The following is a 15,086-nucleotide window of genomic DNA, read 5'->3' on the forward strand; positions in this document are numbered from 1 at the left end:
CGGTCAGCTACCGAGAATCGTCACGCCATTCCGCGATTGGAGACCCGCCGACCACTCTGCGAGATCAGTCGGCGAAGGATTCGAGCCGTTCCGCGACGAGGTCCCAGACGACGTCCGCGAGAACCTCCTTCGGACCCACCGGGACGGGCGTCTCGCTGCCGTCCGCGCCCAGCACCACGGCCTCGTTGACGTCCTGGCCGAAGGCCTTGCCGTCGCCGACCTCGTTGACGACCAGCAGGTCGCAGCCCTTGCGCGCGAGCTTGGCCCGGCCGTGCGCGAGCACGTCGTCGGTCTCCGCCGCGAATCCCACGACGAGCTGGCCCGAACGGGTGCGGTGGGCGGAGAGCTCCGCCAGGATGTCGGGGTTGCGGACGAGCTCCACCGGCGCCGGCTCGACGCCCTCGACCTTCTTGATCTTGCCGGTGGCGTAGACCGCGGGCCGGAAGTCCGCGACCGCCGCGGCCATGACCACGGCGTCCGCGTCCTCGGCCGCCTTCAGCGCGGCCTCGCGCAGTTCCAGCGCGGTCGCCACCCGGACCACGTCCACCCCGGCCGGATCGGGCAGCGCGGCATTGGCCGAGATCAACGTCACACGCGCCCCACGGGCCGCGGCGGTGGCCGCCAGGGCGTAGCCCTGCTTGCCGGAGGAGCGGTTGCCGAGGTACCGGACCGGGTCCAGCGGCTCGCGGGTGCCGCCGGCCGAGACCACCACGTGCCGGCCGGCCAGGTCGCTCCGCCCGCCGCCGTACCGCAGCACCGCGCGGCAGGCGTCGAAGATCGCGGCCGGCTCGGGCAGCCGGCCCTTCCCGGTGTCCTTGCCGGTGAGCCGCCCGCTGGCGGGCTCCAGCACGATCACGCCCCGGCGGCGCAGCGTGGCGACGTTCTCCCTCGTCGCCGGGTGCTCCCACATCTCGGTGTGCATCGCGGGCGCCAGGACGACCGGGCAGCGCGCGGTGAGCAGGGTGTTGGTGAGCAGGTCGTCGGCGAGCCCGTGGGCGGCCTTGGCCATGAGGTCGGCGGTGGCCGGGGCGACCACCACCAGATCGGCGTTCTGCCCGATCCGCACGTGCGGCACCTCGTGCACGCTCTCCCAGGTCTCGGTGGCGGCCGGGCGACCGGAGAGCGCCGCCCAGGTGGCCTCGCCGACGAAGTGCAGCGCGGCCGCGGTGGGCACCACCGTCACCCGGTGGCCGGACTCGGTGAACCGGCGGAGCAGTTCGCACGCCTTGTACGCGGCGATGCCGCCGCTGACGCCGAGGACGACCCGCGGTGCGTCCGTCCGCTCCGTGCTGCCGCTCATGTTCCCCAGCTCTCCTCGTGGCGGTCCTCAGGTGCCTGCCAACCCTACGGCGCGCCGACGATCACCCGCACTGTGGCACCCCCCACAGCCCGGGAGACGCCGAAGGGCCCGTCGGAGCGGACTCCGACGGACCCTTCACACGAAGGTGGGACCGCCTCAGGCGGCCTCGACCGCCTCGGCGGTCAGCATGCCGGCGTTGATCTCGCGCAGCGCGATCGACAGCGGCTTCTCGTGCACGTGGGTGTCGACCAGCGGGCCGACGTACTCCAGCAGGCCCTCGCCGAGCTGGGAGTAGTACGCGTTGATCTGGCGCGCACGCTTGGCCGCGTAGATGACCAGGCTGTACTTGGAGTCGGTGGCCTCAAGCAGCTCGTCGATCGGCGGGTTGATGATGCCCTCGGGCGCGGTCATGGAAGAGGACACGCGAAAACCTTCCGAAAGGGTGGAAAAGACAACAGGTCAGCCTACACCGAGCAAGGCTAGCAGTTCGCTCGCCACCTGCTCGACGGAGGTGTTGACCAGGGTCGTGTCGAACTCGGTCTCGGCCGCCAGCTCGACCTTGGCGGCCTCCAGCCGCTTCTCGATCACGTCCTGCGGCTCGGTGCCCCGGCCGGTGAGCCGGCGGACCAGCTCGTCCCAGCTCGGCGGGGCCAGGAAGACCAGCTGCGCCTCGGGCATGGACTCGCGCACCTGCCGGGCACCCTGCAGGTCGATCTCCAGCAGCACGGGCTCGCCGCGCTCCAGCTTCTCCTGGACCGCCGCCCGGGGCGTGCCGTAGCGGTTCCCCGCGAACACGGCCCACTCCAGCAGCTCGCCGTTGGCGATCAACTTGTCGAACTCGTCGTTGTCGACGAAGTGGTACTGGACCCCGTCCTGCTCGCCCGGCCTCGGGTGGCGGGTCGTCGCCGACACCGAGAGCCAGACCTCGGGGTACTGCTTCCTCATATGAGCGACGACCGTGCTCTTGCCGACCCCCGAGGGGCCGGAGAGCACGGTCAGCCGCGGACGCTCACTCATGCACCGATTATCCCGGATCGCGGACGATCCCGGGACCACGGGGCACGGTCAGGCGGCACCGCCGCCGAACTCCCGCTCCAGGGAGGCGATCTGGTTGGTTCCGAGCCCGCGGACACGACGGCTCTCGGAGATGCCGAGCCGCTCCATGATCTGCTTGGCACGAACCTTGCCGACGCCCGGAAGGGACTCCAGCAGGGCCGAGACCTTCATCTTGCCGATCACGTCGTTGTCGGCCTTGCCGGCCTTGATCACCTCGTGCAGGGAGGCGCCGGAGTGCTTGAGCCGGTTCTTGACCTCGGCGCGCTCCCGGCGAGCCTCGGCGGCCTTGGCGAGCGCGGCGGTGCGCTGTTCAGGGGTAAGGGGCGGAAGAGCCACGCCGTTCACCTCAGGGTGGATGGAAGGGATTGAACTATGACTGTTGTGCTTCCCAGGACACCGGCCAGAGAGCGAACTCGCCGCCCCTGACCTGCGGGAGCAGCGGGTTTCGCGGCTCCTCGGTGACCTATCGCCGGACACTACCCGGATTGCGGCGCCACGTCAGGAAAAGAACACGAAAAGTCCTGGTCAGCCAAGGCCGACCAGGACTTTCCCGGGCAAAATGACCGCGATTGCGAACCTTGGGCGGCGCCGATGTGACGGCGCTCACGTCAAGCCGCCGCTCCGGCGGACTGTCGCAGCCCGTCATGGCGGCGCTGCGCAGCGTTCGCCAGGAGCGAACCCCTCCTCCTCGTCCGCTACTTGACCGCGTCCGCGTACTCCTGGACAAAACGGTCGGCGGCCGAGCGCAGCGCCTCCACCGAGGGGCCGTGCTTCAGGACGTCCCGGCTGACGCTCGGTACCACGTTGCGCACCGAGGCGCCGAAGACCCGCGGCAGGTCCGCCATCGTCGCGCCCTGGGCGCCGATGCCGGGGGCGAGCAGCGGGCCGTTGATCGCCAGGTCCACGCCCGCGTCGGCCAGCGTCGCGCCGACCACCGCGCCGAACGAACCCAGCGGCTCGGCACCGGCGTTCTCGGCGGCCAGCTGCCGCAGCACGGCGGCCGCCACCGGCTCGCCGTCCGCGCCGACGGCGCGCTGCACCTCGGCGCCCTCCGGGTTGGAGGTGAGCGCCAGCGCGAAGACGCCCGCGCCGTTGGCCGTGGCGAGGTCCAGCGCCGGGCGCAGCGAGCCGAAGCCCAGGTACGGGCTCACGGTGACGGCGTCCGAGAACAGCGGGCTGCCGGGCGACAGGAAGGCCTCCGCGTAGGCGGCCATGGTCGAGCCGATGTCACCGCGCTTGGCGTCCATCAGGACGAGCGCACCCGCGGCCCTGGCCTCCTCGACGGACTTCTCCAGGACGGCGACGCCCCGCGAGCCGAAGCGCTCGAAGAAGGCGGCCTGCGGCTTGAGCACGGCCACCCGGCCGGCCAGCGCCTCGACGACGGTGCGGCTGAAGGTCTCCAGGCCCGCGACGGTGTCCTCCAGGCCCCAGGCGGCGAGCAGGGAGGCGTGCGGGTCGATGCCGACGCAGAGCTGGCCGCGGGTGTCGAGGGCGTGGCGCAGGCGGGTGCCGAAGGGGGCGAGGGTCATGACGTCCTTCCGAAGGGCTCGTAGCGGGGGGTTGGGGCGGGTCAGGGCCGCTGGTCCACGGCGCTGCCGACGGCCGCGGCCAGGCTGCGGAAGCCGCCGGCCCGGAGGCGGGCCGACAGGCCCTTGTGGATGCGCCGGCACCAGAACGGGCCCTCGTAGATGAAGGCGCTGTAGCCCTGGACGAGGTCCGCACCGTGCAGGATCCGCTGCCAGGCGTCCTCGGCGGTCTCGATGCCGCCGACCGAGACCAGCACCAGCCGGCCCCCGGTGCGGGCGCGCAGCCGCTGGAGGACCTCCAGCGCGCGCTCCTTCAGCGGGGCGCCGGACAGGCCGCCCATGCCGATCTCCTCCACCCGGGCGGCGTCGCTGCGCAGGCCCTCGCGGCCGATCGTGGTGTTGGTGGCGATGATGCCGTCCAGGCCCAGCTCCAGGGCGAGGTCGGCGACCTCGTCGATGTCCTCGTCGGCCAGGTCGGGGGCGATCTTGACCAGCAGCGGCACGTGGTGCGGGGTGGTCCGGTCGGCGGCCTCGCGCACCGCGCTCAGCAGCGGGCGCAGGTGCTCGACGGCCTGCAGGTTGCGCAGCCCGGGGGTGTTCGGCGAGCTGACGTTGACGACAAGGTAGTCGGCGAACCGGGCCAGCCGCTCGGTGGACTTGACGTAGTCGGCGACCGCGTCGGCCTCCTCGACCACCTTGGTCTTGCCGATGTTGACGCCCACCACCGGCGTGGAGCTGGTGTGCGAGCGGGCGGCGAGCCGCGCGGCGACCCGGGCCGAGCCCTGGTTGTTGAAGCCCATCCGGTTGATCAGGGCGCGGTCCTCGACCAGCCGGAACAGCCGCGGCTGCGGGTTGCCCGGCTGCGCCTCGCCGGTGACGGTGCCGATCTCGACGTAGTCGAAGCCGAGCATCGACAGCCCGTCGATGCCGACGCCGTTCTTGTCGAAGCCGGCCGCCAGGCCGAACGGGCCGGGCAGCGCGAGGCCGAGGGCGTCGGTGCGCAGCGCCCGGTCGCGCGGGGCGAGCACCAGCCGGACGAGGCCGCGCAGGCCGGGCACGGAGGAGGCCAGCCGGATCCAGAAGAAGGCCAGGTGGTGGGCCTTCTCGGGGTCCATCTTCTTGAAGACGAGGTCGAACAGCAGCTTGTACACAAAGTCCTCCCAGGGCATGGAAGTGGGGGGCACCCGGCGGTACTGGTGCCCCCCACTGGAGTGGTGCTACTTGGCGCGGCCGGCGTTGATCAGCTCGGCGTGCTCCTGGAGCGACATGACGCCGACCTCGTCGCGCAGCAGCCGGTCGATGCCCTGGACGGCGGCGCCCATGGCCTGGACGGTGGTCAGGCAGGGCACGGCGCGGGCGATGGCGGCGGTGCGGATCTCGTAGCCGTCGAGACGGCCGCCGGTGCCGTACGGCGTGTTGATGATGAGGTCGACCTCACCGTCGTGGATCAGCTGGACGATGGTCTTCTCGCCGTTCGGGCCCTCGCCCTCGCTGTGCTTGCGCACCACGGTGGCGGGGATGCCGCCGCGCTGCAGCACCTCGGCGGTGCCGGCGGTGGCGAGCAGCTCGAAGCCGAGGCCGACCAGCGCCCGGGCCGGGAAGACCAGGTTGCGCTTGTCGCGGTTGGCGACCGAGACGAAGACCTTGCCCTTGGTCGGCAGCGCGCCGTAGGCGCCGGTCTGCGACTTGGCGTAGGCGGTGCCGAAGACGCGGTCCAGGCCCATGACCTCGCCGGTGGAGCGCATCTCCGGGCCCAGGACGGTGTCCACACCGCGGCCGTGAACGTCGCGGAAGCGGCTCCACGGCATCACGGCCTCCTTCACCGCGATCGGCGCGTCCGCCGGCAGCGTGCCGCCGTCGCCCTCGGCCGGCAGCAGACCCTCCGCCCGCAGCTCCGCGATCGTCGCCCCCAGCGACACCCGCGCCGCCGCCTTCGCCAACGGCACCGCGGTCGCCTTGGAGGTGAACGGCACGGTGCGCGAGGCCCGCGGGTTCGCCTCCAGGACGTACAGGATGTCGCCGGAGAGGGCGAACTGGATGTTGATCAGACCCCGCACGCCGACGCCGCGGGCGATCGCCTCGGTGGAGGCGCGCAGCCGCTTGATGTCGTACCCGCCGAGGGTGATCGGGGGCAGCGCGCAGGCGGAGTCGCCGGAGTGGATGCCGGCCTCCTCGATGTGCTCCATGACGCCGCCGAGGTAGAGCTCGGTGCCGTCGAACAGGGCGTCGACGTCGATCTCCACCGCGTCATCGAGGAAGCGGTCGATCAGCACCGGGTGCTCGGAGATCAGGCCGGCGTGGCGCTCCAGGTAGGAGGCCAGCGACGCCTCGTCGTACACGATCTCCATGCCCCGGCCGCCCAGCACGTAGGAGGGGCGGGCCAGCACGGGGTAGCCGATCTCGTCGGCGATCGCCTTCGCCTCCTCGAAGGAGAACGCCGTGCCGTGCTTGGGGGCCGGCAGGCCCGCGTCGCGCAGCACCCGGCCGAACGCGCCGCGCTCCTCCGCCAGGTCGATGGCCTCGGGCTGGGTGCCCACGATCGGCACCCCGTTGTCCTTCAGCGCCTGGGCCAGGCCCAGCGGCGTCTGCCCGCCGAGCTGGACGATCACCCCGGCCAGCGGCCCGGCCTGCTGCTCGGCGTGGACGATCTCCAGCACGTCCTCCAGGGTGAGCGGCTCGAAGTACAGCCGGTCGGAGGTGTCGTAGTCGGTGGAGACGGTCTCCGGGTTGCAGTTGACCATCACGGTCTCGTACCCGGCGTCCGCGAGCGCGAAGGACGCGTGCACGCAGGAGTAGTCGAACTCGATGCCCTGGCCGATCCGGTTCGGGCCGGAGCCGAGGATGATCACCGCGGGCTTGCTGCGCGGGGCGACCTCGTTCTCCTCGTCGTAGGAGGAGTAGAAGTACGGGGTCTTCGCCGCGAACTCCGCCGCGCAGGTGTCGACGGTCTTGAACACCGGGCGGATGCCCAGCGCGTGCCGGACCTCGCGGACCACGTCCGGCTTCAGGCCCCGGATCTCGCCGACCTGCAGGTCGGAGAAGCCGTGCCGCTTGGCGTGCCGCAGCAGCTCCGGGGTCAGCTTGTCCGCCTCCGCGAGCTCGCCCGCGATCTCGTCCAGCAGGAAGAGCTGGTCGACGAACCACGGGTCGATCTTGGTGGCCTCGAACACCTCCTCCGGGGTGGCGCCGGCGCGGATGGCCTGCATGACGGTGTTGATCCGGCCGTCCGTCGGCACGACCGCCTTGGCCAGCAGCTCGGCCTTGTCGCCGACCGGGCCGACCCAGCTGAACTGCGAGCCCTTCTTCTCCAGCGAGCGCAGCGCCTTCTGCAGCGCCTCGGGGAAGTTGCGGCCCAGCGCCATCGCCTCACCGACCGACTTCATGGTGGTGGTCAGCGTGGCGTCCGCGGACGGGAACTTCTCGAACGCGAACCGCGGGACCTTCACCACCACGTAGTCGAGCGTCGGCTCGAAGGAGGCCGGGGTCTCCTCGGTGATGTCGTTGGGGATCTCGTCCAGGGTGTAGCCGACGGCCAGCTTCGCCGCGATCTTCGCGATCGGGAAGCCGGTGGCCTTGGACGCCAGCGCCGAGGAGCGGGACACCCGCGGGTTCATCTCGATGACGATGACCCGGCCGTCCTCGGGGTTCACCGCGAACTGGATGTTGCAGCCGCCGGTGTCGACGCCGACCTCGCGGATCACGGCGATGCCGATGTCGCGCAGGATCTGGTACTCGCGGTCGGTGAGCGTCATCGCCGGGGCGACGGTGATCGAGTCACCGGTGTGCACGCCCATCGGGTCGAAGTTCTCGATGGAGCAGACGACCACGACGTTGTCGCTCTTGTCGCGCATCAGCTCCAGCTCGTACTCCTTCCAGCCGAGGATGGACTCCTCCAGGAGCACCTCGGTGGTCGGGGAGAGCGTCAGCCCCTGCCCCGCGATACGGCGCAGGTCCTCCTCGTTGTGCGCGAAACCGGAGCCCGCGCCGCCCATCGTGAACGAGGGCCGCACGACGACCGGGTAGCCGCCCAGGGTGTCGACCCCGGCCAGGACGTCGTCCATGGTGTGGCAGATCACCGAACGGGCGGACTCGCCGTGCCCGATCTTGGCGTTGACGGCCTCGACGACGCCCTTGAACAGCTCGCGGTCCTCGCCCTTGTTGATCGCCTCGACGTCGGCGCCGATCAGCTCGACCCCGTACTTCTCCAGGGTCCCGGCCGCGTGCAGCGAGATCGCGGTGTTCAGCGCGGTCTGCCCGCCCAGCGTCGGCAGCAGCGCGTCCGGCCGCTCCTTCGCGATGATCTTCTCCACGAACTCCGGGGTGATCGGCTCCACGTAGGTGGCGTCCGCGATCTCCGGATCCGTCATGATCGTCGCCGGATTGGAGTTCACCAGCACGACCCGCAGACCCTCGGCCTTCAGGACCCGACACGCCTGCGTGCCCGAGTAGTCGAACTCGGCGGCCTGGCCGATCACGATCGGGCCGGACCCGATCACCAGGACGGACTTGATGTCAGTGCGCTTAGGCACGCTGGCCCTCCATGAGCTTCACGCTGTGCTTGTCGTCGCCTCGCATGAGCTCGACGAACCGGTCGAAGAGGTAGGCCGCGTCGTGCGGGCCGGCAGCTGCTTCGGGGTGGTACTGCACCGAGAAGGCGGGGACGTCGAGCGCCTGGAGGCCCTCGACCACGTCGTCGTTGAGGCAGACGTGGGAGACCTCGACGCGCCCGTACGGGGTGTCGCTCACCTTGTCCAGCGGTGCGTTCACGGCGAAGCCGTGGTTGTGCGCGGTGACCTCGACCTTGCCGGTGGTGCGGTCCTGGACCGGCTGGTTGATGCCGCGGTGGCCGTACTTGAGCTTGTAGGTGCCGAAGCCCAGCGCCCGGCCGAGGATCTGGTTGCCGAAGCAGATCCCGAAGAACGGGGTCTTGCGCTCCAGCACGCCCTGCGCCACGGCGACCTGGTGGTCGGCGGTGGCCGGGTCGCCCGGGCCGTTGGAGAAGAACACGCCGTCGGGGTTGACCGCGTAGACGTCCTCCAGGGTGGCGTTGGCCGGCAGCACGTGCACCTCGATGCCGCGCTCGGCCATCCGCTGCGGGGTCATCGCCTTGATGCCGAGGTCCAGGGCGGCGACGGTGAAGCGCTTCTCACCGACGGCGGGCACCACGTACGGCTCGGTGGTCGCGACCTCGGCGCACAGGTCGGCGCCCTTCATCTCGGGCGAGGACTGCACCCGGGCGAGCAGCGCGGCCGGGTCGGCCAGCGCCTCGCCGGAGAAGATGCCGCAGCGCATCGCGCCGCGCTCGCGCAGGTGGCGGGTGAGCGCCCGGGTGTCGATGCCGCTGATGCCGACGATGCCCTGGGCGACCAGCTCCTCGTCCAGCGAGCGGCGGGAGCGCCAGTTGGAGGCGACCCGGGCGGGGTCCCGGACGACGTACCCGGCGACCCAGATCCGCTTGGACTCGTCGTCCTCGTCGTTCCAGCCGGTGTTGCCGATCTGCGGGGCGGTCATCACGACCACCTGGCGGTGGTACGAGGGGTCGGTCAGGGTCTCCTGGTAACCGGACATGCCGGTGTTGAAGACCGCCTCACCGAAGGTCTCGCCGGTCGCGCCGTAGGCCTGGCCGCGGAAGGTCCGGCCGTCCTCCAGGACGAGCACGGCGGCCGCACGCCCTGAGAACGGGCGCTCCCGCCCTTGGCGCTGCGTGGTGGGGGCAGGTGCGGTCATGACGCGGCCTCTTCCGTCTTCTTCGTCGTCGTACGTGTTGCTGCGAGCCGGGTGATCTCCTCGACCCAGCCGGTGTGCTCGTCGGGGTGGTCGAGCCGGAACCCGGAGTCCAGTTCGGTGTCCTCGTGCGCCCAGGTGACGACGAGGATCCCGGAGGGGACGACCTTGCCGGCGATCCCGGAGTCCGTGCGGGCCCCGGTCAGCCGCTCGGCGGGGATCCAGAAGTCGACGTCGCCGGGGCGCTGCACCAGCAGGCCGTGCTCGCCGAGGGTCAGATCGGCGCGGCTGCGGGTGCCCAGGCCGTGCGCGACGACCCGGTCCAGCCAGTTCCCGGCGGTGGTGGTGCCGTGGTACCGGCCGCTGCTCTCCAGGATGGTCCGGCCGGCCCGCTCCGGCACGGCCGGCAGCGGCGGGATGCCGGACTGCAGGGTGCGGCGCCAGTTCCAGCCCTGACGCATCAGCCAGTAGACCAGGCCGATGACCAGCAGCAGGCCGACCGTCCAGCCGATGTAGCCGGGCCAGTTGGCGACCCTGGCCTGTTCCTGGGCCAGCAGGACCGCGGAGCTCACGCGAGCCCGCCCTGCTCGACCAGTTCGCCGGCCAGCACGGTGGCGGTGCCGCGCAGGAAGGTGGCGTGGACCCGTCCGGGCAGGTCAAGGCCCTTGTAGGGGGTGTTGCGGGATCGCGTGGCGAAGCTGTCGGGGTTCACGGCACCACGGTACGCGGGATCGAACAGCACCAGGTTGGCGGGCTCACCCACCGAGACCGGGCGGCCGTGGCCGGCGAGCCGGCCGATCCGGGCCGGGCGGTGCGACATCCGGTCGGCGACGCCCTCCCAGTTCAGCAGGCCGGTGTCGACCATGGTCTGCTGCACCACCGAGAGCGCGGTCTCCAGGCCGACCATGCCCATCGCGGCCACGGCCCACTCGCAGTCCTTGTCCTCGGCCGGGTGCGGCGCGTGGTCGGTGGCGACGGCGTCGATGGTGCCGTCGGCCAGCGCCGTGCGCAGCGCCTGGACGTCCTCGGCGGTGCGCAGCGGCGGGTTGACCTTGTAGACCGGGTCGTAGGAGCGGACCAGCTCGTCGGTCAGCAGCAGGTGGTGCGGGGTGACCTCGGCGGTGACGTTCCAGCCCTTGCCCTTGGCCCAGCGGATGATGTCCACCGAGCCGGCGGTGGAGACGTGGCAGACGTGCAGCCGGGAGCCGACGTGCGCGGCGAGCAGCACGTCGCGGGCGATGATCGCCTCCTCGGCGACGGCCGGCCAGCCGCCGAGGCCCAGCTCGCCGGAGACCTGGCCCTCGTTCATCTGGGCGCCCTCGGTCAGCCGCGGCTCCTGGGCGTGCTGGGCGACGACGCCGTCGAAGGCCTTCACGTACTCCAGGGCACGGCGCATGATCACCGCGTCGTCGACGCACTTGCCGTCGTCGGAGAAGACCCGGACACCGGCCGCGGAGTCGTGCATGGCGCCGAGCTCGGCGAGCTTCTTGCCCTCCAGGCCGACGGTGACCGCGCCGACCGGCTGCACGTCGCAGTAGCCGGACTCCTGGCCGAGGCGCCAGACCTGCTCGACCACGCCGGCGGTGTCGGCCACCGGGAAGGTGTTGGCCATCGCGTGGACGGCGGTGAAGCCGCCCTTCGCCGCGGCCTGGGTGCCGGTGAGGACGGTCTCGGCGTCCTCGCGGCCGGGCTCGCGCAGGTGGGTGTGCAGGTCGACCAGCCCGGGCAGGGCGATCAGGCCGGTGGCGTCGATCTCGATGTCGGCCTCGGCGACCAGGTCGGTGCCGATCGCCCGGATCACGCCGTCGGCGATGTGGAGGTCCTGCGGGACACCGCCGAGGATCTGGGCCTTGCGGATCAGGTAGGTGGTCACTGAGCGGTCTCCACGGAATCGATGCGGGGGGTGTCGGTGAGAGTGGCTCCGCCGAGCAGCAGGTAGAGCACGGCCATCCGGACGGAGACGCCGTTGGCGACCTGCTCGACCACGGTGCAGCGCGGGGAGTCGGCGACCTCGGCGGTGATCTCCATGCCGCGGACCATCGGGCCGGGGTGCAGCACGACGGCGTGCTCGGGCAGCTGGGCCATCCGGACGGCGTCCAGGCCGTAGCGGCGGGTGTACTCGCGCTCGGTGGGGAAGAACGCGGCGTTCATCCGCTCGCGCTGGACCCGGAGCATCATCAGCGCGTCGGTCTTGGGGAGCACCCGCTCCAGGTCGTAGCTGACCTCGCAGGGCCAGTTCTCGATGCCGATCGGCAGCAGGGTCGGCGGGGCGACGAAGGTGACCTGGGCGCCGAGCGTGTTGAGCAGGTGCACGTTGGAGCGGGCGACCCGGCTGTGCAGGATGTCGCCCACGATGGTCACCCGCCGCCCCGCGAGGTCGTGGCCGGCGCCGGGGTTGAGGTGGCGGCGCATGGTGAAGGCGTCGAGCAGCGCCTGGGTGGGGTGCTCGTGGGTGCCGTCACCGGCGTTGATGACGCTGCCGTGCAGCCAGTCGGACTGCGCCAGGCGGGACGGCGCGCCGGAGGCGTGGTGCCGGATGACGACGGCGTCGGCGCCCATCGCCTGCAGGGTGAGCGCGGTGTCCTTGAGGCTCTCGCCCTTGGAGACCGAGGAGCCCTTGGCGGAGAAGTTGATGACGTCGGCGGAGAGCCGCTTCTCGGCGACCTCGAAGGAGGTCTTGGTGCGGGTGGAGTCCTCGAAGAAGAGGTTGACGACGGTCCGGCCGCGGAGGGTGGGGAGCTTCTTGACGGCCCGGCCGGAGAGCTGGGCGAGTTCCTCGGCGGTGTCCAGGATGAGCAGCGCGTCGTCGCGGCTGAGATCGGCTGCGGACACGAGGTGGCGCTTCACGCGGGCTACTCCGGGAGGTGCGGTTCGGTGGACTGGGCGGCCAGGGCCTGGGAGGAGCGCGCGGCGAAGTCGCGGTCGCCGACGAGCACGGCGTCGAGGCCGTCGCGGTCGGCCAGGCGCACCTGGACGGCTTCGCGCAGCGAGGTGGGCAGGTTCTTGCCCACGTAGTCGGCGCGGATCGGCAGCTCGCGGTGGCCGCGGTCGACGAGGACGGCGAGCTGGACGGCGCGCGGGCGGCCGATGTCGTTCAGGGCGTCGAGCGCGGCGCGGATGGTGCGGCCGGAGAAGAGCACGTCGTCGACGAGGACGACCAGTCGGCCGTCGATGCCGCCGGGCGGGATCTCGGTGTGCTCCAGGGCGCGGGCGGGCTTCAGCCGCAGGTCGTCCCGGTACATGGTGATGTCCAGGGTGCCGAGCGGGATGTCCCGGCCGGTGATCTGGGCGAGCCGGGCGTGCAGCCGCCGGGCGAGGTGGACGCCCCTGGTGTGGATGCCGAGCAGCACGACGTCCTCGGCGCCCTTGGCGCGCTCGACGATCTCGTGCGCTATCCGGGTGATGACCCGGGCGATGTCCGTGCCGTCCAGCACCTGGTGCGGCGGCCGCGGCGCGGATTCCTGGTGTGCGGTCATGCCGAAGCGGACCTCCTTCCCCGCCTCACGGGACGGGCCTTAAAGGATGTCTGGAACACCCGGCCTGGATTTCGGCGCGGGCTCCGGTCATCCTACCGCGTCATTCGCGGCCAACCGACGGCCACCATTCCGCTCCCCGTGGTTCACGCACCGGCCGCACCGGTGATGCGGCCCATTCGCACGACTGCCCCATTCGGCTTGACGCAACTACCTCACTCTACGTAACCTCACAGTGAGTTACGAGACAGACGTCGAACCCACCGGTAGCGGCGTCGGCAATCGCCCGTGACCCACCACTGAACGCGAAGCAATCTCGTCCGGGGAGATCAATGTCCAGCGACTACGCGAAGCAGCTCGGAGGCAAGCTCCGAGCCATCCGCACTCAGCAGGGACTCTCCCTGCACGGTGTCGAGGAGAAGTCCCAGGGGCGCTGGAAGGCAGTCGTCGTCGGCTCGTACGAGCGCGGCGACCGTGCGGTCACCGTGCAGCGGCTGGCCGAACTGGCTGAGTTCTACGGGGTTCCGGTGCAGGAGCTGCTGCCCGGCGGTACGCCCGGCGGCGCGGCCGAGCCGCCGCCGCGCCTGGTCCTCGACCTGGAGAGACTGACCCAGGTCCCGTCCGAGAAGGCCGGCCCGCTGCAGCGCTACGCGGCGACCATCCAGAGCCAGCGCGGCGACTACAACGGCAAGGTGCTGTCGATCCGCCAGGACGACCTGCGCACCCTGGCCGTGATCTACGACCAGTCGCCGTCGATCCTCACCGAGCAGCTGATCTCCTGGGGCGTGCTCAACCCCGACGCGCGCCGCGCGGTGCGCGAGGAGGAGACGAGCTGAGGCTCGCCGCACCGGCTCCCGCCGGGCTCCCCGTCGGCTTCCCGCCTGCGGGGGCGGCGGACAACAGCAGAAACGTCACGGCGCGGCCCCCGCGAGGGGTGCCGCGCCGCGGCGCTCTCCGGGCCGTCGGAGGCGCGTCGGAGGCTCGTCGGAGGCGTGCTCAAGCGTGCTAGCAGACCGTCTCCAGCCGGTAGCCCGGCTCGGCGGCCACGCCGTCCAGCCGCACCGGCCCGGCGGCGGGCGCCCAGACCCGGCCCTCGCTCGCCCAGGCCCAGGCCGTCGCCAGGTACTCGCCGCAGGCCGCCGCGGTGCCCTGGGCGCCGTGCAGCACCGCGAGGCCGGGCAGCTCGCGGGCCAGCCCGGCGCAGAACACCGCGCAGAGCAGTTCGAGGTCCTCGTCGTTGATCCGGACCACCCCGTCCTCCCACTGGAGCACCCGGGCCGCCGCGGACAGCCGCCCGCCGGGCGCGTCCACCGACAGCCGCAGCTCGTAGACCCCGCTGCCGGCGCCGAGCAGCATCCGGCGGAACACCTCGGCGCCCCGCTCGTAGGCGCCCTGCGCGGCGTCGTCGCGCTCCCCGTACAGCCGGCCGTCGAGCAGCAGGTCGGCGTGGCGCAGGGTCAGGCCGTTCTCGCGGGCCCGGACCAGCCGGGGGACGAAGTCGCCGACCAGCTCCTCGCCCTGGTAGGCGAGCAGCTGGGTGCGCAGCGCCGGGTTGAGCAGGTAGCGGTCGCGGGCGGCCGGCTCGGCCGGGTCGAGGCCGTGCAGCAGACAGAACTCGGCGAAGTCCTGCGGGTGGAACATCCGGGCCCGGACGGTGTCGAAGCGGCTCCGGGCGTCGGCGAGCAGCTCGGCGGTCTCCCGCAGGTACTGCTCGTGGTCCGGCGCGTCGGACAGCCGCCAGGCGCGGGCCTGCTCGAAGTCCTCGGGGCTGGTGAGCACACCGATCACGAAGGCCTGGCCGGCGCCCTCGGCCCGCTGCCGCTCGCAGACGCCGTCGCGGTCGGCGGCCGCGCGCGAGCGGGCCCGGGGGCGGGAACCCGCGGCGGTGCAGTCGGGGGTGCGGCGGGCGCGGCCGTTGCGGCTCATCGGGGCTCCTCGGGCGGGGCGGGCGGGTCGGACGGGTCGGCGGCGGGTGGTACCGCCGACCTTGTCCTCCCCAGCCCCGCG

General features: G+C 71.9%; 14 protein-coding genes. 1 reads left to right on the forward strand and 13 read right to left on the reverse strand.

What is annotated here, in order from left to right:
• Positions 1 to 64: 64 nt before the first annotated feature.
• The 12 genes from coaBC to pyrR form a co-directional block, all read right to left on the reverse strand.
• Positions 65 to 1,300 carry a bifunctional phosphopantothenoylcysteine decarboxylase/phosphopantothenate--cysteine ligase CoaBC gene (coaBC, locus tag ACFC0B_RS33010; protein WP_376094337.1) on the reverse strand — a complete coding sequence of 412 codons (1,236 nt, stop codon included), beginning with the start codon at positions 1,298 to 1,300 and terminating at the stop codon, positions 65 to 67.
• Positions 1,301 to 1,456: 156 nt separating this feature from the next.
• Positions 1,457 to 1,723 (reverse strand): DNA-directed RNA polymerase subunit omega, encoded by a 267-nt coding sequence (gene rpoZ / locus ACFC0B_RS33015; protein ID WP_030056185.1) that lies wholly within the window; start codon positions 1,721 to 1,723, stop codon positions 1,457 to 1,459.
• A 36-nt stretch (positions 1,724 to 1,759) separates the two neighbouring features.
• Complete coding sequence (gene gmk / locus ACFC0B_RS33020) at positions 1,760 to 2,317, reverse strand: guanylate kinase (RefSeq protein ID WP_376094340.1); 558 nt, start codon at positions 2,315 to 2,317, stop codon at positions 1,760 to 1,762.
• Between the two features lie 48 nt (positions 2,318 to 2,365).
• Positions 2,366 to 2,692 (reverse strand): integration host factor, actinobacterial type, encoded by a 327-nt coding sequence (gene mihF / locus ACFC0B_RS33025; RefSeq protein ID WP_030056187.1) that lies wholly within the window; start codon positions 2,690 to 2,692, stop codon positions 2,366 to 2,368.
• Between the two features lie 359 nt (positions 2,693 to 3,051).
• On the reverse strand, positions 3,052 to 3,885 hold the full coding sequence (gene pyrF / locus ACFC0B_RS33030; RefSeq protein ID WP_376094343.1) for an orotidine-5'-phosphate decarboxylase: 834 nt from the start codon (positions 3,883 to 3,885) through the stop codon (positions 3,052 to 3,054).
• A gap of 41 nt (positions 3,886 to 3,926) precedes the next feature.
• The gene (locus tag ACFC0B_RS33035; RefSeq protein WP_376094346.1) at positions 3,927 to 5,033 is read right to left on the reverse strand and encodes a quinone-dependent dihydroorotate dehydrogenase; all 1,107 of its coding nucleotides are present in this window, start codon (positions 5,031 to 5,033) and stop codon (positions 3,927 to 3,929) included.
• A gap of 66 nt (positions 5,034 to 5,099) precedes the next feature.
• Positions 5,100 to 8,411: a carbamoyl-phosphate synthase large subunit gene (gene carB, locus ACFC0B_RS33040; protein ID WP_376094349.1), complete on the reverse strand. Its 3,312-nt coding sequence runs from the start codon at positions 8,409 to 8,411 to the stop codon at positions 5,100 to 5,102.
• The gene (gene carA, locus ACFC0B_RS33045) at positions 8,404 to 9,609 is read right to left on the reverse strand and encodes a glutamine-hydrolyzing carbamoyl-phosphate synthase small subunit (RefSeq protein WP_376094352.1); all 1,206 of its coding nucleotides are present in this window, start codon (positions 9,607 to 9,609) and stop codon (positions 8,404 to 8,406) included. The genes carB and carA overlap by 8 nt, the downstream gene beginning before the upstream one ends.
• A complete protein-coding gene (locus ACFC0B_RS33050) occupies positions 9,606 to 10,178 on the reverse strand; it encodes a hypothetical protein (RefSeq protein ID WP_376094355.1) in 573 nt (190 codons plus the stop codon). Before ACFC0B_RS33050 ends, carA begins: the two co-directional genes overlap by 4 nt.
• Entirely contained in the window at positions 10,175 to 11,479 is a 1,305-nt protein-coding gene (locus ACFC0B_RS33055; RefSeq protein WP_376094358.1) for a dihydroorotase, read from the reverse strand. The genes ACFC0B_RS33050 and ACFC0B_RS33055 overlap by 4 nt, the downstream gene beginning before the upstream one ends.
• A complete protein-coding gene (locus ACFC0B_RS33060; protein WP_376094361.1) occupies positions 11,476 to 12,453 on the reverse strand; it encodes an aspartate carbamoyltransferase catalytic subunit in 978 nt (325 codons plus the stop codon). The genes ACFC0B_RS33055 and ACFC0B_RS33060 overlap by 4 nt, the downstream gene beginning before the upstream one ends.
• A gap of 5 nt (positions 12,454 to 12,458) precedes the next feature.
• Entirely contained in the window at positions 12,459 to 13,082 is a 624-nt protein-coding gene (pyrR, locus tag ACFC0B_RS33065; RefSeq protein ID WP_376094364.1) for a bifunctional pyr operon transcriptional regulator/uracil phosphoribosyltransferase PyrR, read from the reverse strand.
• A gap of 329 nt (positions 13,083 to 13,411) precedes the next feature.
• Between pyrR and ACFC0B_RS33070 the strand changes: the two genes are divergently transcribed.
• Positions 13,412 to 13,915 (forward strand): transcriptional regulator, encoded by a 504-nt coding sequence (locus ACFC0B_RS33070; protein WP_329930432.1) that lies wholly within the window; start codon positions 13,412 to 13,414, stop codon positions 13,913 to 13,915.
• Positions 13,916 to 14,084: 169 nt separating this feature from the next.
• On the opposite strand, the gene ACFC0B_RS33075 is transcribed toward ACFC0B_RS33070, so the two are convergent.
• Entirely contained in the window at positions 14,085 to 15,005 is a 921-nt protein-coding gene (locus ACFC0B_RS33075) for a hypothetical protein (RefSeq protein WP_376094367.1), read from the reverse strand.
• Positions 15,006 to 15,086: the final 81 nt, after the last annotated feature.

This window comes from Kitasatospora sp. NPDC056184 (assembly GCF_042268405.1).
Lineage (GTDB): Bacteria > Actinomycetota > Actinomycetes > Streptomycetales > Streptomycetaceae > Kitasatospora.